This window comes from Planococcus salinus, assembly GCF_003719725.1.
Lineage (GTDB): Bacteria > Bacillota > Bacilli > Bacillales_A > Planococcaceae > Planococcus > Planococcus salinus.
This window is the reverse complement of sequence record NZ_RIAX01000024.1, coordinates 1-24,014: the sequence shown is the minus strand read 5'-3', so window position 1 is coordinate 24,014 and position 24,014 is coordinate 1. Positions and strand designations below refer to the sequence as shown.

Below are 24,014 nucleotides of genomic sequence, written 5' to 3'. Positions count from 1 at the left end.
TATTATATTAAAGTACACCGGAAGGAATGTCAACAGTTTTACAAAACAAAATTATATCCCAAAAACATAAAGCTGTTCCTCTTCGCTTTCTTCTATAATATACCTTTGAAACATCCCTATATTCAAATAAGATATATATTTTTATTAAAGATTCTATCGATCATCAATTCAGAAACTTACTTTAGTATTCAAGAAAAACTCCAGCGCCTGATGATCTTTATTAGTAAAACCCGAAAAACAAAAACAAGATTGGAAATATACTAAACGCGATGTTCACAAGAAAATGGCAAATGATCAAAGGAAACAATCTCTTTTGTTTGTGATAAATAATTCCACTGCCGACTCCCCACACGAAGAAAGCTGCTGCATAAACAACCGCTCCCTGCAAACTTGCAGCTAACATAACATGCTGCAAAGCAAAACCAATAGAAGGAATTAAAATCCCAATCCATACTTTTTTGTAATTCTTGATAAACCGGGATTGCGCGTAGCCACGATACATCAACTCTTCTATAGGAGCATTCAAAAAAGGGAAAAGCAAAGAGACAATTGCCGCAAACCCCAATAGCCATGTTGGCCGAGAAACCGAATAACTTTCCGGGTCTCCGGCAAAAACCGTCTCAAAGTGATTGATAAAATCGGTTCCGTACATTACAAACATTGTTCCCATCACAGTGGCGGCAAATGGAATATACAGAACAAAAAGCCATAAGAAACCGTATAATACGTCTTTTCCTAAACGGGCGGATTGAAATCCTGCCAGTTCTTTGATTGAACGCCCTTCATTTTTTAATATGCGTGACAATAGGAAAAAACAAAACACGTTGACGATGGTAAAGTAAATAACCGATAAATCGGGCAGAAAAGGAAAAGTGACGTCCAAGCCGAACAGTTTCAATAAGTAAAAGAAACTGATCATCATCGCAAACAACAAGGGAATTCGGACAAATGAAACGAGCCACGCATTTTTCAAGAAGCCGACACCTGCTTTCTCCTGTGATATTCACATTAGCACTCAACCATATGATTACCTCAATTATGGCTACTATACTAACCGAGAATTCATTTGTTAAGCATTTCCAGAAAACTTTCTTGGCGGCAGACCAAAAAAAGACCCGGTCACTTGAGTGATCAGGTCTTTGTTTATTCTCTATTATTACAGCTCACGCCGCCCTTCCAGCGCTCTGGATAACGTGACTTCATCTGCGTACTCCAAATCCCCGCCGACCGGCAAGCCGTGAGCGATTCGTGTTGTTCTGATTCCCGAAGGCTTTACAAGGCGTGAGATATACATCGCTGTTGCTTCCCCTTCGATTGTCGGATTAGTGGCTAAGATCAACTCGTTCACTTCTTCATTCTGTAACCTTTTCAGTAAAGAAGGAACATTGATGTCTTCGGGGCCAATTCCATCCATTGGAGAAATTGCTCCCTGCAAAACATGATACAAGCCGCTGTAATCGCGCATTTTTTCCATTGCGATTACGTCTTTCGGATCTTGTACAACACAAATCGTGCTGCGGTCCCGTTGGGGGTCCTGACAGATATTGCAGGGATCCACATCGGTAATATGGCCGCAATTCGAACAGAAGCTTAAATTCCGTTTCGCATCCACCAATGCCTTGGCAAAATCCAGCACTGTATCTTCTTTCATTCCGAGCACAAAAAATGCCAGCCGGGCCGCTGTTTTCGGCCCGATTCCTGGCAACTTCATAAAACTATCCATTAATCTGGAAATCGGCTCAGGGTAATGCATATCGTTTCCCTCCTAGAACATGCCAGGGATATTTAATCCTTTAGTGAATTTCCCCATCGTGGAATTCGCATGCTCTTCCGCTTTTTTAAATGCTTCATTTGTAGCGATGACCAATACATCCTGCAATGTTTCAACATCTTCCGGATCCACCAATGCTGGGTCCAAAACGATATCAAGTACTTCTTTATGTCCTGAAACTGTCACTTTGGCCATCCCGCCACCAGCTGTTCCTTCAAACTTCAATGTCCCTAATTCCTCTTGGGCTTCCGCCATCTGCTTCTGCATTTTCTGCATTTGTTTCATCATGCCTTGCATATTTCCTCCACCACGCATAATTGTTTCCTCCTTCGATTGTTTACTTATTCTTCGTGTACTTCAACAAAGTCTTTTCCGAAAAGCCGCTCCGCTTCTGCAATGAAAGGGTCTTCTTCCGCTGCGGCCCCTTCTGCTGAGAAAGGATGCTCTTCTGTAGACTCTTCTTTTTTCTCTTCATTGCCTGACTGCAGTCCGTTACTTTTAATAAAATCTTCACGAATTTTCAACCAACTGGCGTCAGGAACGAAAACCGGCGTATAGGCCTTGCCCGTATATTGCTGCAAAAGCTGACTGAATGCCGCTGCAAATGTCTGGTTTTCTGCCGCCATCTGACAATGAATATCATACTTGAATTTTAACACAAATGCATCTGAGGATGCCGCTACCGGCTCTGCTTCATTTAACAAAGCCGCATGTGACCGCTGCAATTGACCCATGACAGTTGCCCAGTTGGTTTTAACAGCCTGGATATCTGACTTAGTAGCGTTCTTCAGTACATCCTGGATGCGGCCGACCGGAATCTTAAAGCTGCTTTGCGATCGTTGACGCCGCTTTTGTTCAGCAGGTGCTACAGAAGGTGCTGCCACTGCTCCGTTCTTCACTTGCTGCTGCAATTCCTGTACAAGGCTCTCCAATTGAGCGACTTTTGCTTCCAGTTCCGGCGAAACGCCAGCGGCTGAGGAGCGCACCGGCGCATCCGCCTGTACCATTTTCAACAAAGCCGTCTCCATGTAAATCTTCGTATGGTTCGAGAACCTCATTTCCTGCTGGGTTTTTGTCAAAACATCAATCCAGGAGTACAAAGTTGATGCTTCGAATTTCTTAGCCAGTTCTTCAAAGCGCGGTTCATGAGACGCCAGTTCGAGCATATCATGTAAATCCGGAGCCGTTTGGATCAACAGCAGGTCCCGGAAAAAAGTGATAAAGTCTTCCACCAGCCGAACAGGATCCTTGCCGTCCCTCACCAATTTTTCCAAAAGCGTCAGCGCTTGTCCAATGTCTTTTGCCAATAAGGCTTCTGCGATGTCATAAAACATGTCCTGGCTGATTGAGCCGGTGACAAGCAATGCATCTTCCATCGTCATTTCTTCTCCACTGAACGACACAACTTGGTCAAGCAGGCTTAACGCATCGCGCATCCCACCTGCTGCTGCCTGCGCAATGACTTTCAGGACATGTTCATTGTATGGAATATCGGCATCTGACAACACTTCCACCATACGCTCCACTATGTCTGACTGTGTCAGCCGCTTAAAATCGAAGCGCTGGCAACGGGAAATGATGGTCAGCGGCAATTTATGCGGCTCCGTAGTCGCCAAAATGAACACCACATGTTCCGGCGGTTCTTCCAATGTCTTCAACAAGGCATTAAAGGCACTGTTTGACAACATGTGTACTTCATCAATGATATATATTTTATAACGCGAATTGGCTGGGGAAAACCGGACTTTTTCAATGATTTCCCGCATTTCTTCCACACGTGAGTTGGAAGCAGCGTCAAATTCGATGACATCGGTATTGGAACCTTCCGTAATGCTTTTACAGGCAGCACATTCATTGCAGGGTTCTGCAATAGGCGCCCGCTCGCAATTCAAAGCTTTGGCAAAAATTTTGGCTGCACTCGTTTTCCCGGTCCCTCGAGGCCCTGAGAACAAATAAGCATGAGTTGTCTTATTGTAGAGGAGAGCATTTTGAAGGGTTTGTTTGACGTGTGACTGACCTGTCATTTCGGAGAAGGACTGCGGCCTGTACACACGGTAAAAAGCTTGATACGCCAACGGGTTTCTCCCCTTTTAGATAAAGTGATTTTCGTCCTTTCATTATACCACAAAAAGCAGTCTTCTCTGAACGTTTTAATGGTCCATTGACCGTGTTTCCCTTTATACAAATAAAAACCCATCCGCTGTAAAAGCGAATGGGTTTAATAGAAAAATTAATGCCGTGCACCTTTCTTTGACTGCTGCACACAAGCGTTACCCTTGTCGTTGGCTCGATCTAGGCGACCCCGCGGCACATGGAAAATTCCACTTAATGCTGCTTCCTTCCGGACCTGACATGGTTCATGGGTTCCCATTGCGCAGGACCCAGATGTCAACACTACGTGCAAGAGGCAGGCCTTGCATACAGACAGCCTCGGAAAGGAATTCAGTCCTGCTGGAGCGGATTGCAGGTTACAGGGCACCGCTACCTCCCCACCTAGCACGGCATTTACTAGTATACGGATTAATCGCGGAAAAATCAATCCATAAGTTTAAAACAAAAAACGAAGAAACCATCCATAGAAAAACCGGATTCGCCATACGGCAAATCCGGTTCTGTCTGTACTCTTATTGTTCAATTGTTACATCTTTCAATTGGTAGATACCTGAAGTATCGATTTCAAATCCTTGAACATTGTCAGCTACACCTACCAGGTATTCTTGGTGCATCAAGAATGCCATCGGTGCCTCGTCAGTCAAAATTTGTTGAACTTCCGCGTAGATTTCCTGACGTCGTTCCGGATCTGATTCGCGGCGTCCTTCATCAAGCAAAGCATCGACTTCCGGATTTTCGTAGAACGAACGGTTACCCGGGTTCCCTTTTTGGGAAGAATGGAACAATGCATACGTACCGTAATCAGCATCGCCTGTTGGGTTAGACCAGCCAAGAACGAACATATCGTGTTCTCCTGCAGCTGTTTGATCAAGGTAAGCACCGAATTCCATAACTTCGATGGAAACGTCGATGTTCAATTCAGCAAGAGCTTCCTGAACGAGTACTGCAATGGACTGGCGCTGTGGATTATCGTTGGTCCAGATAGTAGTTGAGAAACCATCAGACATTCCTGCTTCTTCAAGAAGCGCACGAGCTTGGTCCATATCGTATTCAATGGCATCGATGTCTTCTGTATAACCAAAGATTCCTGGAGCCAAAGGTCCGATGGCCGGGATTCCAAATTCATCGTAGATACCGCTGATGATGGCTTCACGGTCAACCGCATATGAAATGGCCTGGCGAACCAATGGATCATTGAAAGGTTCTTTTTCCGTGTTGAAGCCTAAATAAGCCAAACTGGAAGAAGCTTGCTGGTGAACAGAAGCTACACCCGAGTTGTTGATCCGTTCAACTTCGTTCGGTTGTACTGGATCAATGATATGAACATTTCCTGTTTCCAAATCTGCAGCCCGTACTTGAGAATCCGGAACTACGCGGAATGTAACAGAATCTACATTAGCAGGCTCTCCCCAGTATTCTTCATTTTTCACAAGACGGATTTCAGAGCCGGCATTCCAAGTATCAAACTTGAAGAAACCTGTACCGACCGGTTCTGAGCTGACAACAGACCCAGGGTCTTCGCCATTCTCCAACGCTGCATAGTCAGCTTCGATTTGAGCAGGTGAGATCATGCCGCCACCGTTATGTGAAAGGTGGGCAAGCAATGGAGCAAACGGATACTCAGTAGTGATCTGAACTTCGTAATCACTCAGTACTTCTACGTCAGTAATCATTTCATATAAGAAAAAACGCGGGGAACCGACTGCTTCGTCACGAACGCGGTCAAGGTTCATCTTTACCACTTCGGCATTGAATTCTTCGCCGTCATGGAATGTCACGCCTTCCTGCAATTTGAAAGTCCAAGTAGTTTCGTCTACTTGCTCCCATGATTCAGCAAGACCTGGAATAATTTCGTTGTTTTCGTTGCGGTTAACAAGTGTTTCATAAATATTTGCCTGAACAACAGATGATGGTACGTCATTGGAGCCATGCGGATCCAGTGAAGATGCATCTGAAAGCACTGCAAGGATTAAATCGCCGCCTGCCTCTCCCCCGCTGTCTGAAGTTGTCCCGTCATCCGGCTCGTCTGTATCCGTTGCAGAATCATCGCTGCCGCCTGCACATGCTGCGAGCACCAATGCCAATGCAAGAACCATCAGAAAAGTCCAAAGTGACTTTTTTGAGAATGTCATATTCTCTCCCCCTATAATTGTAATTGTTTTGAGAATACTACAAAGAGCATAATATTCTGAATACAAATGTATCATAATTTACATGCTAAAACAATATATAAAAAAGTTCATTACTGGTTTTGATGGAATAAATTAGGAGTATATTACAATTTCAATATACTTTTTTTCTTATCTCCAAACCGTTATTCCGGCAGAATAAATATTCTTGTATAATGTTAAACACTTTACAAAAATGTGACATTATTATTTTATCCTTTTAGATTTTTCACAACCATCTATCATTTTTCTTTACAATACATTAAAATGATAAAAGTCGAATTATTTGTACTGTACTGCTTCTATAATAGTCGAATAATTTGGACACTTACTTCCACATAGAAAGGGTGCTTTTAATGAGCGAAGAAACAGTGAATCATCCCGTCACTGCCAAAAAAATAAATCCTCGTTTAGAAAGTTATAAATTGTTCTGGCGACGCCTCGCCAAGAACAAAGCTGCAGTAACTGGCGGTATCATGATTCTCCTCATTATACTCATGGCCTTTATCGGTCCATGGATTATAACGAATTTCACAGATTTCCGTCCGAACGAAACCGATTTGGCAAACAAGCTTCAAGGACCTTCAGCAGCGCATTGGTTCGGTACTGACAGTTATGGCCGTGATATTTTCACTCGTGTCATCTTTGGTACGAAACTTACATTGTATGTTGGATTTTTCTCCGTCTTTATCGGGGGAGTAATTGGAGTTATATTCGGCATTGTCTCCGGTTATTACGGTGGCCGTATTGATACAGTCATCATGCGCCTAATGGATGTCCTTCTTGCATTCCCTGGTATTTTGCTGGCATTGGCAATTGTTGCTGTTCTGGGAGGCAGTTTGACAAACGTTATTATCGCTGTCGGTATTTTCTCGGTCCCTGCATTTGCACGGGTTGTCCGAGGCTCCACGCTTTCTGTGCGGAAACTTGAATATATCGACGCAGTACGCGCACTGGGATCATCGGATTTCCGGATTATTTTCAAGCACATTTTACCGAATATTATGTCGCCGATTATTGTACAGGCTTCACTTCGAATCGCTACAGCAATCTTGACAGGCGCCGGTCTGGCATTTCTTGGACTGGGGGCACAGCCGCCAGCTCCTGAATGGGGAGCCATGTTGAACGAGGGACGACAATACATGTACGAAGCAGGACATGTTGCATTGTTCCCGGGACTTATGATTGTGTTGGTAGTACTTGCCTTCAATATCTTTGGCGACGGAGTGCGCGATGCACTGGATCCAAAAATGAAAAACTAAGAGAGGTGAGAAACGTTGACAAAATTTATTATTCGCCGACTTCTTCAGACGATTCCTGTTCTTCTCGGGGTTACAATACTCGTGTTTTCGTTAATGCACCTAGTCCCTGGGGATCCGGCACAAATTGTGGCGGGCGAAGGAGCTTCTGAACAAACAGTCGAAAATATACGTGAGCGGCTGGGACTCAATGAATCCATCCCCGTTCAATACGGTACTTTTCTCGGCAACGCCCTCCAAGGGGACCTTGGATCTTCCATTCGTTCCGGCCGTCCGGTAATGGAGGAAATTGGCGCACGGTTCTGGGTAACGGTGGAACTGGCCTTCTATGCGACCCTTGTTGCGGTGTTTCTCGGCTTGATTGCCGGTATCGTATCAGCAGTGCGTCATTATACATTGGCTGATACGTCCATTATGATTGCAGCGCTTTTCGGATTGTCGATGCCTAACTTCTGGTTTGGTCTATTGCTGATCCAGTGGTTTGCCATCGGAAACTGGATGCCGGAGTCTTTGGAATTCCTGAAAATGCGGCCTTCCGGCTGGGGAGATTCCTGGCGTCAGATTATCTTGCCGGTGCTGACACTCGGAACCGGCGGGGCAGCTATCATCGCACGGATGACCCGCTCTTCCATGCTTGAAGTTATCGGCCAGGATTACATCCGTACCGCTCGTGCAAAAGGTGTTTCCGAACGCATCGTGACGTATCGTCATGCATTAAAAAATGCATTGATTCCTGTAGTAACAGTTGTTGGTCTTGAATTTGGTGGCTTCCTGGGTGGAGCTGTATTGACAGAAACGATTTTTGCGATAAACGGCATGGGACGTCTGACAATCGACGCAATACGAACCCGAGACTTCCCGATCGTCCAAGGGACTGTACTCGTCATTTCTGTAATTTTCGTACTCGTGAACCTGATTGTGGACATTTCCTATCGCTTACTGAATAAACGAATTGATATGAATTAGAAATGAGGTGTCAGCAAAGTGAGCGCAAATGAAATTATTTTAGATGTTAAAGACCTGCAAACATCTTTCAAAACCGACACTGGCGAAGTACGGGCAGTAGACGGCGTTAGCTTCCAGCTGCCAAAGGGAAAGACAATCGGAATCGTGGGTGAATCGGGTTCAGGGAAAAGTATTACGTCCCTTTCGATCCTGCGTCTTCTTGCTTCCAATGGAACGATCAAAAACGGTGAAGTGCTGTACAAAGGACAGGATTTACTGAAGTTTTCAGAAGCCCAGATGCGCAAGCTCCGCGGCAATGAAATCTCAATGATTTTCCAGGAGCCGATGACTTCACTGAACCCGGTATATACAGTAGGGCAACAAATCAGCGAAGCGTTGATTTTGCATCAAAACATGTCGAAAAAAGAAGCAGCTGTCCGTTCAGTCGAATTGCTGAAACTTGTGGGGATCCCTTCTCCTGACAAGCGCGTAAAAAACTACCCGTTCGAATTATCGGGTGGTATGCGGCAGCGTGTCATGATTGCCATGTCTCTCGCCTGCAACCCGGAAATCCTGATTGCCGATGAACCCACGACGGCTCTTGACGTAACGATTCAGGCACAGATACTGGAACTTATCAAAGATTTGCAGGAACGGCTTGGCATGTCTGTTATCTTCATCACACACGACCTCGGTGTCGTTGCGGAAACATGTGATTATGTAGCCGTTATGTATGCCGGACAAGTTGTGGAATACGCGGATGTCCGTACGCTCTTTAAAGAACCGAAACTTCCTTATACAATCGGCTTGTTGAATTCATTGCCACGCCATGATATTGAACAGGACAAACTTGAACCGATTCAGGGAAATGTACCAAGTCCGCATAATATGCCTGTCGGCTGCCGTTTTGCTCCACGCTGTCCGGCAGCAACAGACCTGTGCCGGGCAAAAATGCCGAAATTGGAAACAGACGAAAACGGCAACCAGATCCGTTGCTGGATTTACTCAGAAGAATGGGATGGCGAATCGGAGGTGAATTTATATGGCGAAACAAGAATTGCTAAAGGTCGAGGGACTAAAACAGTACTTCCCGATTAAAGGCGGCTTGCTGGGACGTACGACAAACCACGTCAAAGCAGTAGATGATATCAGCTTCACTATATATGAAGGCGAGACTGTCAGTATTGTAGGTGAATCCGGTTGCGGGAAGTCGACAACCGGACGTGCGATTTTGCGCCTGGAAGAACCGACAGAAGGTGTCGTCGAATTCAAAGGGGTAAACCTGGCAGGGTTGTCCAAACGCGAAATGCGGAAATATCGCAAGGATATGCAGATTATTTTCCAGGATCCTTATGCTTCCATTAACCCGCGGCAGACCGTGGCTTCTGTCTTGAACGAAGCAATGGAAATCCAAAAAGTGCTGCCGGCCAACAAACGGCGCGCCCGCATCGAGGAACTCCTTGAGACTGTCGGTTTATTGCCCTACCAGGCAGACCGCTTTCCACATGAATTCTCAGGCGGTCAGCGTCAGCGGATCGGCATTGCCAGAGCTTTGTCCGTGAATCCTGAATTGATTATTTGTGATGAAGCGGTTTCGGCGCTTGATGTATCCATCCAGGCACAGGTTCTTAACCTGCTGGAAGACTTACAACAGGAGTACAACTTGACTTACTTGTTCATTTCCCATGACTTAGGAGTTGTCCGTCATATTTCGGACCGCATCATCGTCATGTATCTCGGAAAGATCATGGAAATCGCTGACAAAGAAAGTTTGTTTGAAAATCCGAAACACCCTTACACAAAAGCTCTTTTATCAGCCATTCCGGTTCCGGATCCTGATAAAAAGAAAGAACGCATTGTTTTGAAAGGTGACGTACCGTCACCGATCAACCCACCGACAGGCTGCCGCTTCCATACACGCTGCCCATTTGCGACAGAAAAATGTGTAACTGATGTACCTGAGCTGCGCACAACTGCCGGCATGAAAGAGAACCACCAGGCTGCCTGCCATTACATCGAGGAAATCGCCTCAGGTGAAATGCAGCCGAATTATTAAAGCCAATCCCTTGGACGCAGCAGACGTTCAAGGGATTTTTTATTTTTTATTTCAAAAGTGTTGACATCCTGATCGGATTCATGATAAATTAATTCTTGTCTGATNCCGTCGTCTATCCAGTTTTGAAAGAACAAGAAAGTGCAGCGGCAACGCAAAAAAGTACTTGTAAAACTCGACAGAGTTGGTATAATAAAACTTGTCTTTCAGAAACCACATAGTCCAGTGATGATGGCAAAGAGGCCACACCCGTTCCCATCCCGAACACGGTAGTTAAGCTCTTTTGCGCCGATGGTAGTTGGGGGTTTCCCCCTGTGAGAGTAGGACGTCGCTGGGCATACATATCGGAGGATTAGCTCAGCTGGGAGAGCATCTGCCTTACAAGCAGAGGGTCGGCGGTTCGATCCCGTCATCCTCCACCATTTTTCTTTTCGCCGGAGTAGCTCAACTGGTAGAGCAACTGACTTGTAATCAGTAGGTTGAGGGTTCAAGTCCTTTCTCCGGCACCATTCCTTGTTTTGAGCCATTAGCTCAGTTGGTAGAGCATCTGACTTTTAATCAGAGGGTCGAAGGTTCGAATCCTTCATGGCTCACCATTTTCATATTTTATTGCCACGCGGGTGTGGCGGAACTGGCAGACGCACTAGACTTAGGATCTAGCGCCTTCGGGCGTGGGGGTTCGACTCCCTTCACCCGCACCATTTTTTGCGGAAGTAGTTCAGTGGTAGAACGCCACCTTGCCAAGGTGGAGGTCGCGGGTTCGACCCCCGTCTTCCGCTCCATTTACACAATCAAAGCCGACCCTAAGCCGGGGTGGCGGAACTGGCAGACGCACAGGACTTAAAATCCTGCGGTAGGTGACTACCGTACCGGTTCGATTCCGGTCCTCGGCACCATTTGGTTTGTGAACAAGCAATCGGATATAATACAAGCGCCCGTAGCTCAATTGGATAGAGTACTTGACTACGAATCAAGCGGTTAGAGGTTCGAGTCCTCTCGGGCGCGCCATTATTTTTCTAGCACCTAGAAGAACTTCCAGTCGGGAAGTAGCTCAGCTTGGTAGAGCACTTGGTTTGGGACCAAGGGGTCGCAGGTTCGAATCCTGTCTTCCCGACCACTTATTGGGGCCTTAGCTCAGCTGGGAGAGCGCCTGCCTTGCACGCAGGAGGTCAGCGGTTCGATCCCGCTAGGCTCCACCAACTTATTTTCATAATCATAAAGATCCTGGCGGCGTAGCTCAGCTGGCTAGAGCGTACGGTTCATACCCGTAAGGTCGGGGGTTCGATCCCCTCTGCCGCCACTTTTTTAGGACCTTTAGCTCAGTTGGTTAGAGCAGACGGCTCATAACCGTCCGGTCGCAGGTTCGAGTCCTGCAAGGTCCACCATTTATATATTATCNTGGACGCAGCAGACGTTCAAGGGATTTTTTATTTTTTATTTCAAAAGTGTTGACATCCTGATCGGATTCATGATAAATTAATTCTTGTCTGATACGGAGGAATACCCAAGTTTGGCTGAAGGGATCGGTCTTGAAAACCGACAGGGGAGTCAAATCCCGCGGGGGTTCGAATCCCTCTTCCTCCTCCATTTTTGAATTTACACGCGCATAATAATTCGAGATTGGATTCGTTACGCAAGTAGCGAATTTTTTTCACCTTTCACATGACTGAAAATTTCAACAGATACATAAATGGAAGAGACGGCTTAGCTGTCTCTTTTTTCTTTCTTTACTATTTCCCGGGAAATAATCTTCAGTCGACAAAATAAAACGACCCTTGAGCCTGCAATAGCTCAAGGGTCGTTTTATTTTCGGAGAATGGAAGCCTGCTGCATGAAATGGCCGACTCGTTCTACTATTCTTTCTGTACAATCCGGGTCGTTCAATAAATCATAATCATTGATATTCAAACGCAAAACCGGACAGCCATTAAAGGAATTGATCCACTTCTCGTAGCGCTCGTGCATTTCCACCCAGTAATCCACAGGTGTCTGCTGTTCCATCAGCCGGCCGCGCTCCTGAATGCGTGCCAGAATGTCTTCCAGTGACCCTTCCAGGTAAATCAATAAGTCGGGGTGCGGAAAATAAGGTGTCATGACCATCGCTTCGAACAGATTGGTGTATGTTTCATAATCCACGTCGTTCATCGTGCCTTTTTCCCAATGCATTTTGGCAAAAATACCCGTATCTTCGTAGATGGAACGGTCCTGCACAAAGCCGCCGCCGTACTCAAACATGCGCTTTTGTTCTTTAAACCGTTCGGCCAGGAAATATACCTGGAGATGGAAACTCCATTTTTTGAAATCTTCGTAGAACAAATCCAAATACGGATTCGCATCCACTTTTTCAAAAGATGTACGGAATTGCAACGCCTCTGCCAATGCTTTGGTCATCGTTGATTTGCCGACCCCTACTGTACCGGCTATGGTAATTACCGCATTGTCGGGAATGCCGTATTTCTGACGTAAATTCATATTGATAAACTCCTTTGTTGTAAAGTCTCGTCCACTTTCCGTAAAATCAGCTGCAAATCCGCTTCATTTTGGACGAAATCAATTTCATCACCGTTGAACCGCAATACCGGGATTTCGGGATGTGCCTGTTCAAAATGCTCGATAAACGCATGATAGTCAGCAGCGAGCTGCTCCATGTAATCCGGGGTGATCATTTTCTCAAAATCGCGTCCCCGCAATTTGATGCGTTTCATCAGTGTCTCAAGACTTGCGTGCAAATAAATGACCATATTCGGTTTTGGCATATCAAACGTCAAAATATTGTATATGGCTTCATATTTGGCGTATTCTGCAGAAGGAAGTGTTCGCTTGGCGAAGATCAAGTTCTTGAAGATATGATAATCGGCCACTACCGGTTCTTCTTTCGAAATGAATTTTTTTTGGATATCAGACAATTGCTTGTAACGATTGCACAAAAAGAACATTTCAGTCTGGAAGCTCCACTCTTCAATGTCTTCATAGAATTTATTTAAAAACGGATTTTCATCCACAATCTCTTTCAGTAAATGAAATCGATTTTGATCGGCAATCGCTTTGGACAATGATGTCTTCCCAACACCGATCGGCCCTTCTACCGTGATAAATGGCACCGGCATAAGAAGCCCTCCTTTTTCCAGTCAAGTGTGATAGAGCGCCATTAATTTTACCATATCCCCCGGTCGAAAAGTAGCACCAAAAACCTTGAAGCTTCCTAATGGATAGGAGACTTGAAGGTCCCGCCATGGACTTCCTGCGTGTTCATGATGGTGGTGAATGCGGTAGAGTCAATGTCGTTCACAATTTGTTTCAACTTGGTGATTTCCAGTCGGGTCACCACCACATAAATAACATCTTTTTCTGTATGGTTGAATCCGCCCTTCCCGTGCAGCTTTGTCACACTTCGGCCAAGCCGGTCGTTGATCGCTTGCCCCAGTTCTTCATAGTCATCGGTAATAATGATGACGGCTTTTGTGTCCTCCAACCCCTGGATCACAATATCAATCGTTTTTGAAGCGATATAATAAGTTAAAATGGAATACATCGCCTGTTCCCAGCCGAGTACGAATCCTGCCCATCCAAAAATGAACACATTAAAGAACATCACAAACTCACCAACCGAGAAAGGAAGCTTCCGTGTCAATAAAATCCCCAGAATTTCTGTCCCATCAAGAGCGCCACCGTTGCGGATGACAATGCCGACTCCTGCCCCGAGAAGAAGACCGCCAAAAACTGTAGCAAGCAACGGATCATCCACGAAAGGTTCAATGGAATGCAGGGGAATCTCAAGAATCGCCAACGCCACAATGGCAAAAATGGAAGAGATAAAAAAGTTTCTGCCTATGTATTTATATCCTGAAAACAGAAAAGGCAAATTGATGGCAACCAACAAAATACCAAAAGGCACCACCGTCAAGTAATCCAAAATCAAAGAGACTCCGATAATACCTCCGTCAATGATCGAGTTCGGAACAAGAAACAATTCGATGGACGCAGCTGCCATTGCAGCGCCAACTAAAATGAAGATAAAACGCAAAATAAAATGCAGGCGGGGTTCTTTTTTATGTTGTTTTGCCATCAAATCTCTCCTTGGAAGTTGAATACTTTCATTCTACGTTGAAACAGGAATTTTGTCTTTCGGAAAGGCAGAAATCCGGCCGGAAAATGATACACTGGAAGCAAGGAGCGATGCAGCATGAACGGAATCGAACAAGACCAATACTATATGCAGTTGGCAATTGAAGAAGCGCAAAAAGCGTCACAAAAAGGAGAAGTTCCGATTGGCGCTGTAATTGTGCGGGAGGGACAAGTCATCGCACGTGCCCATAACCTTCGGGAAACCACTCAGAACGCTGTTACGCATGCCGAGTTGTTGGCCATCCAGGAAGCATGCACGAACATAGGCAGCTGGCGTTTGGAACACACCGAACTTTACGTAACGTTAGAGCCTTGTCCGATGTGTGCGGGAGCCATTCTGCAGGCCCGCATCCCTCGTGTCATTTACGGCGCACGTGACGCCAAAGCCGGCAGTGTGGATTCTCTTTATCGGCTGTTGAATGATGAACGCTTTAACCACCAATGTGAAGTGAAGGAAAATGTCCTGGCTGATGACTGTGGCCAATTGCTGACACAGTTTTTCCGAGCCATCCGCGAAAAAAAGAAAAACCGGAAGCTTTTATAAAGCTGCCGGTTTTTCTTCGTTTAAAAATCGTTGAATAAGAGAATTGACGATTTCCGGTTGTTCGTGCTGCACCCAATGAGTCGCTTCACCAACAAACACTCCTTTTCCATCCAGGCAAAAGTTCATGCTCTCCTTTGCCAGCATCGGAGAAAGAAATTGATCACCCAACCCCCAAATCATCCTTACCGGAACTGTGACTGGCGCAGCAGGCGTCTGCTGGAGGCTTCCTTTTTTCAAAGCCCGGTACCAATTCAGCATACCCGTCAGTGAGCCCGGCTGGTCCCACGACTTCTCATACTGTTCCAAATCTTTCTCGGAAAATGCATGCTGTTTGCTCGTCACATTGAATGCCTGCTTCAGGGAACCGTAGTTTCCTGCTTCCATCATCTTTTCCGGCATATTGGGCAATTGAAAAAAACCGATATAAGAACTTTTTACCCATTGCAACGGATTGCGCTTCAGAACGCGCGGCATTGCATGTGGATGCGGAATATTGATAATAATCAGCTTCTCTGCATACGCCGGCTTGGTGGCAGCCAAATGCCAAGCCACTGCCCCTCCCCAGTCATGGCCGATGACGACTGCATGATTATGTCCGAAATGGTCAATCAAACCTGTAATATCATCACGCAATACATCCATTGTGTACTGTTCAATGCCTTCCGGTTTCCCACTTTTACTATAGCCGCGCTGATCCGGTATAACGACACGATATCCCTGTTCCGCCAATGCGTCAATCTGATGCCGCCAGCCGTACCAGAATTCTGGAAACCCGTGAAGCAGGACTACCAAAGGACCATCTTCTGGTCCAGCCACTGCAGTGTGAAGCGTAACACTATTCGTCTCGATATAGTGGAAAGTCAGGTCTTTCATCGTCTGATCCCCTTTCAATTGCCTCTTTATCTTCCTTACCCTTTTCTGTTGGATTTAAAAAGGCCCGAAAGCGTAAATGCTTTCGAGCCTTGTCTTATTTGATGACTTCTTTTCCACCCATATAGGGACGCAATACTTCCGGAATCAGCACTGTGCCGTCTTCTTGCTGGCAGTTTTCCAACAAAGCCGCGACTGTACGGCCAATCGCCAAACCGCTGCCATTCAAGGTATGGACGAATTCCGGCTTGCCATTCGCTTCTCTGCGGAATTTGATGTTTGCCCGTCTCGCCTGAAAATCTTCGAAATTACTGCAGGACGAAATTTCCCGGTACATTTGCTGGCTTGGAATCCATACTTCGATGTCATACTTCTTCGCTGCAGTAAATCCGAGATCCGCTGTGCACATCTTCAGAACACGATACGGCAGCCCTAATAGCTGCAGCACTTTTTCGGCATGACCTGTTAGTTTTTCCAGCTCCTCATACGACTCCTCAGGCTTCACAAAACGCACCAGCTCCACTTTATTGAATTGATGCTGTCTGATTAACCCGCGTGTGTCCCGGCCCGCAGAACCGGCTTCAGAGCGGAAATTCGCGCTGTAAGAAGCGAAGGCTTGGGGCAGCATGTCAGCCGTCAAAATTTCATCGCGGTAAAAGTTCGTCACCGGCACTTCAGATGTCGGGATCAGGAAATAATCCTCTTCCTCGATCAGAAAGGCATCTTCTTCAAATTTCGGCAATTGCCCGGTTCCCGTCAGGCTTTCACGATTCACCATATACGGCGGCAGCATTTCCTCATAGCCATGCTGCTCCTGGTGAAGGTCCATCATGAAATTGATGAGCGCACGTTCCAGGCGGGCTCCAAGCCCACGGTAAAAGACAAACCGGCTGCCTGTCACTTTAGCTGCCCGTTCAAAATCGAGGATGTTCAAATCTGTGGCGATATCCCAGTGCGGCTTTGCTTCAAATTCGAATTGCGGCTTGTCTCCCCATGTGCGAATTTCTTCGTTGTCATCTTCCGAATCACCGACCGGCACACTGTCATGTGGAATATTCGGGACACGCATCATGATGTACTTGAAACGTTCTTCCACTTCCCGCAATTCTTCATCAATCGCTTTGATCTGCTCTCCCACTTCGCGGGTCTTTGCAATCGCCTCGTCGGCATTTTCTTTGTTGCGCTTCATTACAGCGATTTTTTGTGACGCTTCGTTGCGCTCCGCTTTCAGCTTTTCGGTCTGCGCGATCAACTCCCGGCGCTTTACGTCCAAGCCTTCAAAATCATCGAGAACTGAAATATCTTCTCCTCTTTTGGCCAGTTTCGCTTTGACTTCTTCAAAGTTGGCGCGTACATATCGTATATCCAGCATACCTGGTTCCTCCTCAAAATTTTGACTGTAGAAAAAGACGACAAAAATAGCCCTCATCCCTTAGTAAAAAGGGACGAGAGCTACCCGCGTTGCCACCCTGATTGATCGGTTTCCACCAATCCTCTTCATCACATAACGGCTTTAAAACCGGCTATGGCTTTTTTCGCCATGCAACTCCAGGGTGGATTCACACGCGTTTTTCACCGGTTTGCACCAACCACCGGCTCTCTTTGGAAAAACAGACGTCTTACTGATCCCTATCAACGTTTCTTTTTGAAATTAATCATACTTTACTATATATTGATTAATTTGGCAAGACAACGCCCGTCCTGCTGGGAATCATCCGCAAAAAATACGCCATAATCCGATGATCGTCGGTCAATTCCGGATGGAACGAACAGCCCAGGAATTGGCCGCTCCTGGCCATGACGATTTTGCCGTTATGTTCGCACAGCACTTCCGCACTTGCACCAGCACTGACAATATGAGGAGCGCGGATGAATACAGCTTCAAACGTCCCTTCGATGCCCTTGATCGTCAAATCAGCTTCAAAACTGTCGATTTGGCGGCCAAAAGAATTCCGTTCCACCGTAACGTCCATGATACCCAAGTGAGGTTCCTCATAACCCACCACTGTTCCCGCCATCAAAATTAACCCGGCGCACGTGCCGAACATCGGCTTGTCCATCCTGGCAAATTCGCGGAGTGGTTCCATCATTCCATAACGGTCAATCAGCCGGCGCATTGTCGTGCTTTCGCCGCCCGGCAGGACCAATGCATCAAGCCCTTCCAAATCTTTCGGCCATTTGACAGCCATCGCTTCCGCTCCGCACGCTTCAATTGACTGGAGATGCTCGCGAACCGCTCCCTGCAAAGCAAGTACTCCAACTCGTTTCATCTTACCAGCCTCGTTCCTGCATGCGTTCTCCCGCTGCAATCGTAGAAATCTCGATGCCTTTCATCGCCACGCCAAGATCTTTCGACAGTTCCGCGATCAGTTTATAATCCTGATAATGCGTTGTCGCCTCCACAATGGCACGGGCAAAGCGTTCCGGATTCGCCGATTTGAAAATACCGGACCCGACAAAAACACCATCCGCGCCAAGTTCCATCATCAAAGCCGCATCCGCAGGCGTTGCCACACCGCCTGCTGCGAAGTTAACAACCGGCAAACGGCCCAGGCGTTTGACTTCACGCAGAAATTCATAGGAAGCGCCCAGATTTCTCGCTTCTGTCATCAATTCATCTTCACTCATTGTCACCACTTTACGGACTTCCGCGTTTACCTGGCGCAAATGGCGCACCGCTTCCACGATATTGCCTGTGCCCGGTTCTCCTTTCGTGCGGAGCATCGAAGCCCCTTCACCGATACGGCGTGCTGCTTCTCCAAGATTCCGGCAGCCGCAGACAAACGGTACCGCATAATTTTCTTTCAACAGATGAAATTCCTCATCCGCAGGAGTCAATACTTCGCTTTCATCAATATAATCGACACCCATCGCTTCTAAAACGCGGGCTTCTACAATGTGGCCAATCCGCGCCTTCGCCATTACAGGAATTGTTACAGCATTCATCACTTCTTCTGTAATGCGGGTATCAGCCATGCGTGCGACACCGCCTTCCTTGCGGATATCCGATGGCACACGTTCAAGCGCCATCACGGCCGTTGCTCCTGCAGCTTCCGCAATTTTCGCCTGCTCAGCATTGACGACATCCATTATTACGCCGCCTTTTTGCATTTCTGCCATACCGCGTTTCACCCGATTTGTTCCTTGTTCACTCATTATGTATTCCCCCTTTTCTGATATCTTTAGTATAATAAAGATTGACCATATAAAAAGATTCAGATTAGCGTTTTTTAATAAGGTCAGTTTGGAGTGACAAAAATGGATATGCTGATGTTTCAACTGAAAAAAGACACTCTACAACCCTTGTACCAACAACTTTACCGGGAAATAAAAAAAGCCATTATCGACGGCCATATTTCCGTCGACACCAAATTGCCGAGCAAACGAAAATTGGCTGATTTCCTGGATATCAGCCAGACAACTGTTGAACTGGCCTATGGACAATTAGTGGCAGAAGGGTTTATTGAATCCCGTCCAAGAAAAGGATTTTATGCATTACCGGTCGAAGAGCTGGCTTATTTGGACATTCCCACAGAAGAAACAGATGTCCATGAGCAATTTGTTTATGATTACGATTTTAACCCCGGAAAAATCGATACGGAATCTTTTCCGTTTTCGACCTGGAGGAAGCTTGCAAAAGAAGTCATGGATGAAGAAAATCATCATTATTTGCTATCGGGACATCCACAGGGAGATGAAACGCTCCGACAGGAAATTTCACGTTATTTGTTCCAGTCAAGAGGAGTTGTTTGCGAAGCAGATCAAATCATTATCGGCTCGGGTACAGAACAATTGATGCCGCTGCTCATCCGTTTATTGGATAAGGCTCTCACGTATGGTTTTGAAAATCCGGGATATGCATTAACCCATAGCATCTTCGATCATCATGACCGGAAAGCTGTGCCAATCGAAGTGGATTCCGAAGGCATCAATATTTCCCAGTTGGAAGCTTCTGCTGTCGATATTGCGTACGTAACGCCTTCTCATCAGTTTCCCACCGGTTCTGTATTAAGCGCCACGAGACGGGCCCAATTACTGAACTGGGCGGCAGCCCACTCCCAGCGCTATATTATCGAAGACGATTACGACAGTGAATTTCGTTACACGAGCCGCCCTATTCCAGCATTGCAGAGCATGGACTTAAGCGGACGCGTCATCTACATCAGTACCTTTTCCAAGTCTTTGATGCCTTCATTACGGATTGCTTACATGGTATTGCCCAAACAGCTGCTGCGCGCTTATCGGCAAACGTTCCTTCATTACTCTTCTTCTGTCCCCCGCATGGATCAGCAGCTGGTCTCGCGGTTTATGAAGGAAGGGCATTTTTCACGCCACTTGAACAGGATGCGAAAGCTGTACAAAAGAAAACTGGAGAAATTGGTCATGTCCCTCTCCGAATACTCACCTACCGTGACAGTTTCAGGAGAACAAGCCGGCATGCATATCGTACTCACGGTTCATACGACCTTTTCAGAACAGGAATTGACGGAACGGGCAAAACAAGCGGGGATCCGGGTATTTGGACTTCAATCATATGATGTACACGAAAAACGGGTCATCCCCCCTCAAATTGTCATCGGCTTTGGTGGCCTGTCAGAACAAGAAATTCAAAAAGGAATCGGACAACTGATGGACAGTTGGGAAATCCCATCAAAAAAAGCAGACCGTCTTCAATAAGATGGCCTGCTTTCTTTATCAAAATAAACTTTTCACAAAATCTGTGGCTCCCGTCCACATAGTTGAGAAAAAGCTGCTGACTGCCTGAATGGACAACGTTACCCAGTTTGCCCGTTCCACTTTTTCCGTAGTGACCACTTCCACCTTATGAGGATCCCCGTCCAAATAGCCATAGTCGGTGCCGTTTTCTTTAACCAGCTGCACCGTACCTACGACCTGGCCTGCTTCCACGTCAGCTTCCAGCTTGCCGTCCTCCAAAAGTGGCTCCTCTAACATCAGCTGCGGTTTGTAAGCTTCCTTCTCAGCTGTCCGAATCATCATGGTGATCGGTTCTTCGACAGCAATCGCGACTTCTGCTTCGGTTCCTTTCTTCACCGGCAATGTTTTCTGTTTTTCAAACTGATAACCGGCCGGAACGATTTCTTCGGTTGTAAACTGGTCAAAACCGTAATCGAATAATGCACGACTCGCGTCAAAACGCGCTTTGTAAGAGCCTACGCCTTCATGATCCACCGCTTTCATAACTACTGCAATCAGCCGAGTGTCACCGCGCTTGGCGGTTCCTGCAAAGCTGTGTCCTGCAAAATCAGTAGTACCCGTTTTTAATCCATCGGCACCTTCATATTCATAAATCAATCCCGGCAGCATAAAATTCCAATTGTCCATTTGAATGGCATCACGGGTTCCTTCCCGGAATATTTTCTTCGGAATACTGGCCGTCTCCAATATCTGCGGATAATCGTCCAGAAGGATTTTTGCCAATTTCGCCACGGAACGTGCTGGCATAACAGTTTCATCTGTAGCGCCGGTCCCTTCAGGATGCATCCCCATTAAATCACTATTATTCAATCCGGTGGAATTAACAAACTTTGCGTCAGCCAAGCCAAATTCGGCAGCCTTATCATTCATCATTTCCACAAATTTGCTTTCCGTTCCAGCAATGGTTTCGGCAATTCCAATTGTTGCCGCATTGGCAGAGTAAATTGCCATTGCTTCATATAATTCCTCAATGGTATAAGTTTCGCCTTTCCGGAGAGGGACATTGCTGAGACGCCGGTCCTGTGAAATCTGATAAGTATAGTCAGTTACCTTATATTCCTGATCCCACGTAATCCGCCCGTCTTCTATTGCTTCGAACATCAAATACTGTGTCATCATTTTTGACATACTGGCTATGCCAAGCGGCGCTTCTGCGTTTTGTTCGTAAAGTATTTTCCCTGTATCGGCTTCCACCAAAATCGCAGCATCAGCCAATATATGTAAAGCATCGTTCGCTTTTACTTGCTGTGGAACGGAGATGGTCAGCAGTAAAAACGTTATCACAGTCATCAGCATCGTTGTCTTAAAACTTTTGTTCACTCTTTCTTACCCTCCATTTATCCCCGTGTTAACGGACAATAAAACACCCGCTTTTGCAAACAGAAAGCAGCTGCCTTTAGTATGGGAACCTTCTTTTTACAAGTGCCCTTTGCCATTCTAACATAATTTGTATTCCCCGGACCCCAAACAGAAAAAAAGCGCTCTTTCTGCCAGAAAACAGGCAAAAAAGAACGCTGAAACTTCCATTTATCATGAAAGTGAATAGTTAGGTGATTCTTTTGTAATTTGTACATCGTGAGGGTGGCTTTCACGCAATCCTGCCCCTGTCATGCGGATAAACTGTGCTTCTTCACGCAATGACTCCAGATCGCCTGTTCCGCAATATCCCATTCCTGCACGAATGCCGCCGAGCAATTGATGGATGGTATCAGAAAGAGGTCCTTTATACGGCATGCGCCCTTCAATTCCTTCAGGAACCAACTTCTTCGCATCATCCTGGAAATAGCGATCTTTTGATCCTTTTTCCATGGAAGCGATTGATCCCATTCCGCGATATGTCTTAAACCGCCGGCCTTGGAAAATTTCCGTATCTCCCGGACTTTCCGTCGTGCCTGCCAACAAACTGCCCAGCATGACCACATGACCTCCTGCCGCCAACGCTTTGATGATATCACCGGAATACTTGATTCCACCATCGGCAATAATGGACTTGCCGTATTTGCGTGCTTCTGTCGCACAATCATAAACAGCTGTAATTTGAGGGACACCGACTCCGGCCACCACGCGCGTTGTACAAATGGACCCAGGTCCGATTCCGACTTTCACTACATCAGCCCCTGCGTCAATCAATGCTTTTGTGCCTTCAGCAGTGGCCACATTCCCCGCAATAATTGTTAAGTCCGGATACGTGGCACGAATATTGCTGACCATATCCAATACGCCTTTGGAATGGCCGTGTGCTGTATCCAACACCACTACATCCACTTGTGCTTTTACCAGTTGTTCCACGCGTTTCATCGTATCAGAAGTAACACCGACTGCTGCCCCAACAAGCAAACGTCCCTGGGCATCTTTTGCTGAGTTCGGAAATTCCATCACTTTTTCAATATCTTTGATAGTGATCAAACCTTTTAAAGTTCCTTCTTTGCTGACGATTGGCAATTTCTCGATTTTATACTGCTGCAAAATCTTTTCTGCATCTTCCAAAGTAGTGCCTACAGGAGCTGTAACCAATTGGTCTTTTGTCATCACATCATTGATTTGAAGTGAATAATCCTGGATAAAACGCAAATCCCGATTGGTAATGATGCCCACTAATTTAAGCTCTTCTTCATTATTGACAATTGGAACGCCGGAAATACGATATTTCCCCATTAAATGTTCCGCATCAAAAACCTGGTGAGAAGGGGTCAAGAAAAAAGGATCCGTTATAACGCCGTTTTCCGAACGTTTTACCGTCGTTACCTGTTCGGCCTGCTCTTCAATACTCATATTCTTATGAATGACTCCAAGCCCACCTTGACGAGCCATTGCAATTGCCATTTTCGCTTCTGTTACAGTATCCATTCCTGCACTGAGGATTGGAATGTTCAATTGAAGGTTCGAAGCCAACTCCACCGATAAGTTGATATCCTTCGGCAATACTTCCGACTTGGCCGGAACAAGCAATACATCGTCAAACGTTAAACCTTCTTTTACAAATTTAGACTCCCACATTAATGACACGCCTCCTGCTTCCTTTTGAATATTATTGTAAGATTATCAGCGCTCGTATAGCGTGTCAAGAAACCATAAAAAGAAAAAGTATTCTGACTACTGGTTCCAAGAAAAGTCTTTCTGTCTTCTTTCATTTTATCTGAAGAAGTAATAGCGCATGCCGTATTACGTCTTTTCTATTTTAATCAATTAGGGAACTAGTGAAATTTATTTACGGCTGTCAGCTAATAACCCCTGGCATAAGAAAGACAGCTGCTTAAACAAAGGTTCTGCCTCTTCAGCTGTTAATTTTATTTCCCATAGACAGGAAGACTTGCACCTTGAACCACTCGGCAAAACTCCACGGCTTCTTTTGTCCGTCAAATTCTGGCTATACAAAAAAGCCGTTACCGGAATCGGTAACGACTTTCTTCTCGTGCCCAGCGACGTCCTACTCTCACAGGGGGAAACCCCC

At 46.1% G+C, this 24,014-nt stretch carries 20 protein-coding genes, 12 tRNA genes, 1 rRNA gene, 1 other RNA gene and 1 other annotated feature; of the genes, 19 read left to right on the top strand and 15 right to left on the bottom strand.

All coding sequences use genetic code 11. The features are described 5' to 3' along the window. Positions 1-220: 220 nt before the first annotated feature. The 6 genes from EEX84_RS16365 to EEX84_RS16340 form a co-directional block, all read right to left on the bottom strand. Positions 221-973, bottom strand: a complete 753-nt coding sequence (locus EEX84_RS16365) for a CPBP family intramembrane glutamic endopeptidase (RefSeq protein ID WP_123166716.1) — start codon at positions 971-973, stop codon at positions 221-223. Positions 974-1,156: 183 nt separating this feature from the next. After that, a complete protein-coding gene (recR, locus tag EEX84_RS16360) occupies positions 1,157-1,753 on the bottom strand; it encodes a recombination mediator RecR (RefSeq protein WP_123166715.1) in 597 nt (198 codons plus the stop codon). A 12-nt stretch (positions 1,754-1,765) separates the two neighbouring features. After that, entirely contained in the window at positions 1,766-2,086 is a 321-nt protein-coding gene (locus EEX84_RS16355; RefSeq protein WP_123166714.1) for a YbaB/EbfC family nucleoid-associated protein, read from the bottom strand. A 26-nt stretch (positions 2,087-2,112) separates the two neighbouring features. After that, positions 2,113-3,846, bottom strand: coding sequence for a DNA polymerase III subunit gamma/tau (gene dnaX / locus EEX84_RS16350; RefSeq protein ID WP_123166713.1), 1,734 nt, complete (start codon positions 3,844-3,846; stop codon positions 2,113-2,115). Between the two features lie 161 nt (positions 3,847-4,007). Then, an RNA gene (ffs, locus tag EEX84_RS16345) (signal recognition particle sRNA large type) lies at positions 4,008-4,273 on the bottom strand. A 122-nt stretch (positions 4,274-4,395) separates the two neighbouring features. Further along, positions 4,396-6,015: a glutathione ABC transporter substrate-binding protein gene (locus EEX84_RS16340; protein ID WP_123166712.1), complete on the bottom strand. Its 1,620-nt coding sequence runs from the start codon at positions 6,013-6,015 to the stop codon at positions 4,396-4,398. A gap of 392 nt (positions 6,016-6,407) precedes the next feature. On the opposite strand from EEX84_RS16340, the gene nikC reads away from it, so the two are divergent. From nikC to EEX84_RS16255, 17 genes are all read left to right on the top strand, one after another. Then, entirely contained in the window at positions 6,408-7,313 is a 906-nt protein-coding gene (gene nikC / locus EEX84_RS16335) for a nickel transporter permease (RefSeq protein WP_123166711.1), read from the top strand. Between the two features lie 15 nt (positions 7,314-7,328). Continuing rightward, positions 7,329-8,276: an ABC transporter permease gene (locus EEX84_RS16330; protein WP_123166710.1), complete on the top strand. Its 948-nt coding sequence runs from the start codon at positions 7,329-7,331 to the stop codon at positions 8,274-8,276. Positions 8,277-8,294: 18 nt separating this feature from the next. After that, positions 8,295-9,353: an ABC transporter ATP-binding protein gene (locus EEX84_RS16325; RefSeq protein ID WP_123166709.1), complete on the top strand. Its 1,059-nt coding sequence runs from the start codon at positions 8,295-8,297 to the stop codon at positions 9,351-9,353. After that, positions 9,298-10,311: an ABC transporter ATP-binding protein gene (locus EEX84_RS16320; RefSeq protein WP_123166708.1), complete on the top strand. Its 1,014-nt coding sequence runs from the start codon at positions 9,298-9,300 to the stop codon at positions 10,309-10,311. Before EEX84_RS16325 ends, EEX84_RS16320 begins: the two co-directional genes overlap by 56 nt. A 218-nt stretch (positions 10,312-10,529) precedes the next feature. Beyond that, positions 10,530-10,645 (top strand): 5S ribosomal RNA (rrf, locus tag EEX84_RS16315). A 9-nt stretch (positions 10,646-10,654) separates the two neighbouring features. Further along, positions 10,655-10,730 (top strand) — tRNA-Val (locus EEX84_RS16310). 11 nt (positions 10,731-10,741) lie between these two features. After that, positions 10,742-10,817, top strand: a tRNA-Thr gene (locus tag EEX84_RS16305). Positions 10,818-10,828: 11 nt separating this feature from the next. Continuing rightward, positions 10,829-10,904, top strand: a tRNA-Lys gene (locus EEX84_RS16300). Positions 10,905-10,924: 20 nt separating this feature from the next. Continuing rightward, a tRNA-Leu gene (locus EEX84_RS16295) sits at positions 10,925-11,009 on the top strand. 6 nt (positions 11,010-11,015) lie between these two features. Next, positions 11,016-11,090, top strand: a tRNA-Gly gene (locus EEX84_RS16290). Positions 11,091-11,115: 25 nt separating this feature from the next. After that, a tRNA-Leu gene (locus EEX84_RS16285) sits at positions 11,116-11,204 on the top strand. Between the two features lie 35 nt (positions 11,205-11,239). Further along, positions 11,240-11,316: transfer RNA gene (locus EEX84_RS16280), tRNA-Arg, on the top strand. A 32-nt stretch (positions 11,317-11,348) separates the two neighbouring features. Further along, a tRNA-Pro gene (locus EEX84_RS16275) sits at positions 11,349-11,425 on the top strand. A gap of 6 nt (positions 11,426-11,431) precedes the next feature. Next, a tRNA-Ala gene (locus tag EEX84_RS16270) sits at positions 11,432-11,507 on the top strand. Between the two features lie 27 nt (positions 11,508-11,534). Continuing rightward, positions 11,535-11,608, top strand: a tRNA-Met gene (locus EEX84_RS16265). Positions 11,609-11,616: 8 nt separating this feature from the next. Next, a tRNA-Ile gene (locus tag EEX84_RS16260) sits at positions 11,617-11,693 on the top strand. Between the two features lie 109 nt (positions 11,694-11,802). Then, a tRNA-Ser gene (locus EEX84_RS16255) sits at positions 11,803-11,895 on the top strand. 216 nt (positions 11,896-12,111) lie between these two features. On the opposite strand, the gene EEX84_RS16250 is transcribed toward EEX84_RS16255, so the two are convergent. The 3 genes from EEX84_RS16250 to EEX84_RS16240 form a co-directional block, all read right to left on the bottom strand. After that, on the bottom strand, positions 12,112-12,780 hold the full coding sequence (locus EEX84_RS16250) for a deoxynucleoside kinase (protein WP_123166707.1): 669 nt from the start codon (positions 12,778-12,780) through the stop codon (positions 12,112-12,114). After that, positions 12,777-13,415, bottom strand: coding sequence for a deoxynucleoside kinase (locus EEX84_RS16245; RefSeq protein WP_123166706.1), 639 nt, complete (start codon positions 13,413-13,415; stop codon positions 12,777-12,779). The genes EEX84_RS16250 and EEX84_RS16245 overlap by 4 nt, the downstream gene beginning before the upstream one ends. 95 nt (positions 13,416-13,510) lie before the next feature. After that, complete coding sequence (locus EEX84_RS16240) at positions 13,511-14,377, bottom strand: YitT family protein (protein WP_123166705.1); 867 nt, start codon at positions 14,375-14,377, stop codon at positions 13,511-13,513. Between the two features lie 114 nt (positions 14,378-14,491). Here EEX84_RS16240 and tadA point away from each other — a divergent pair, with 114 nt between their 5' ends. After that, on the top strand, positions 14,492-14,977 hold the full coding sequence (gene tadA / locus EEX84_RS16235) for a tRNA adenosine(34) deaminase TadA (protein WP_123166704.1): 486 nt from the start codon (positions 14,492-14,494) through the stop codon (positions 14,975-14,977). On the opposite strand, the gene EEX84_RS16230 is transcribed toward tadA, so the two are convergent. The 4 genes from EEX84_RS16230 to pdxS form a co-directional block, all read right to left on the bottom strand. Then, positions 14,972-15,850: an alpha/beta fold hydrolase gene (locus EEX84_RS16230; protein ID WP_123166703.1), complete on the bottom strand. Its 879-nt coding sequence runs from the start codon at positions 15,848-15,850 to the stop codon at positions 14,972-14,974. The genes tadA and EEX84_RS16230 overlap by 6 nt on opposite strands. A 94-nt stretch (positions 15,851-15,944) precedes the next feature. Continuing rightward, positions 15,945-17,219, bottom strand: a complete 1,275-nt coding sequence (gene serS / locus EEX84_RS16225; protein WP_123166702.1) for a serine--tRNA ligase — start codon at positions 17,217-17,219, stop codon at positions 15,945-15,947. A 66-nt stretch (positions 17,220-17,285) separates the two neighbouring features. Further along, positions 17,286-17,492 (bottom strand) — a binding site (T-box leader). 31 nt (positions 17,493-17,523) lie between these two features. Then, positions 17,524-18,117, bottom strand: coding sequence for a pyridoxal 5'-phosphate synthase glutaminase subunit PdxT (gene pdxT, locus EEX84_RS16220; RefSeq protein ID WP_123166701.1), 594 nt, complete (start codon positions 18,115-18,117; stop codon positions 17,524-17,526). Between the two features lies 1 nt (position 18,118). Then, on the bottom strand, positions 18,119-19,003 hold the full coding sequence (gene pdxS, locus EEX84_RS16215) for a pyridoxal 5'-phosphate synthase lyase subunit PdxS (protein ID WP_123166700.1): 885 nt from the start codon (positions 19,001-19,003) through the stop codon (positions 18,119-18,121). Between the two features lie 102 nt (positions 19,004-19,105). Between pdxS and pdxR the strand changes: the two genes are divergently transcribed. Beyond that, positions 19,106-20,524, top strand: coding sequence for a MocR-like pyridoxine biosynthesis transcription factor PdxR (pdxR, locus tag EEX84_RS16210; RefSeq protein WP_123166699.1), 1,419 nt, complete (start codon positions 19,106-19,108; stop codon positions 20,522-20,524). An 18-nt stretch (positions 20,525-20,542) separates the two neighbouring features. Here pdxR and EEX84_RS16205 read toward each other — a convergent pair whose 3' ends face one another. After that, a complete protein-coding gene (locus EEX84_RS16205) occupies positions 20,543-21,883 on the bottom strand; it encodes a D-alanyl-D-alanine carboxypeptidase family protein (RefSeq protein ID WP_123166698.1) in 1,341 nt (446 codons plus the stop codon). A gap of 210 nt (positions 21,884-22,093) precedes the next feature. Continuing rightward, positions 22,094-23,560, bottom strand: a complete 1,467-nt coding sequence (guaB, locus tag EEX84_RS16200) for an IMP dehydrogenase (RefSeq protein ID WP_123166697.1) — start codon at positions 23,558-23,560, stop codon at positions 22,094-22,096. Positions 23,561-24,014: the final 454 nt, after the last annotated feature.

Bases quoted from the DNA above. Each gene is read 5' to 3' on its own strand.
- EEX84_RS16230 (WP_123166703.1), bottom strand. From the start codon at position 15,850: ATGAAAGACCTGACTTTCCACTATATCGAGACGAATAGTGTTACGCTT.
- pdxR (WP_123166699.1), top strand. From the start codon at position 19,106: ATGGATATGCTGATGTTTCAACTGAAAAAAGACACTCTACAACCCTTG.
- pdxS (WP_123166700.1), bottom strand. From the start codon at position 19,003: ATGAGTGAACAAGGAACAAATCGGGTGAAACGCGGTATGGCAGAAATG.
- guaB (WP_123166697.1), bottom strand. From the start codon at position 23,560: ATGTGGGAGTCTAAATTTGTAAAAGAAGGTTTAACGTTTGACGATGTA.
- EEX84_RS16250 (WP_123166707.1), bottom strand. From the start codon at position 12,780: ATGAATTTACGTCAGAAATACGGCATTCCCGACAATGCGGTAATTACC.
- EEX84_RS16340 (WP_123166712.1), bottom strand. From the start codon at position 6,015: ATGACATTCTCAAAAAAGTCACTTTGGACTTTTCTGATGGTTCTTGCA.
- EEX84_RS16245 (WP_123166706.1), bottom strand. From the start codon at position 13,415: ATGCCGGTGCCATTTATCACGGTAGAAGGGCCGATCGGTGTTGGGAAG.
- tadA (WP_123166704.1), top strand. From the start codon at position 14,492: ATGAACGGAATCGAACAAGACCAATACTATATGCAGTTGGCAATTGAA.
- EEX84_RS16320 (WP_123166708.1), top strand. From the start codon at position 9,298: ATGGCGAAACAAGAATTGCTAAAGGTCGAGGGACTAAAACAGTACTTC.
- serS (WP_123166702.1), bottom strand. From the start codon at position 17,219: ATGCTGGATATACGATATGTACGCGCCAACTTTGAAGAAGTCAAAGCG.
- EEX84_RS16355 (WP_123166714.1), bottom strand. From the start codon at position 2,086: ATGCGTGGTGGAGGAAATATGCAAGGCATGATGAAACAAATGCAGAAA.
- recR (WP_123166715.1), bottom strand. From the start codon at position 1,753: ATGCATTACCCTGAGCCGATTTCCAGATTAATGGATAGTTTTATGAAG.
- pdxT (WP_123166701.1), bottom strand. From the start codon at position 18,117: ATGAAACGAGTTGGAGTACTTGCTTTGCAGGGAGCGGTTCGCGAGCAT.
- nikC (WP_123166711.1), top strand. From the start codon at position 6,408: ATGAGCGAAGAAACAGTGAATCATCCCGTCACTGCCAAAAAAATAAAT.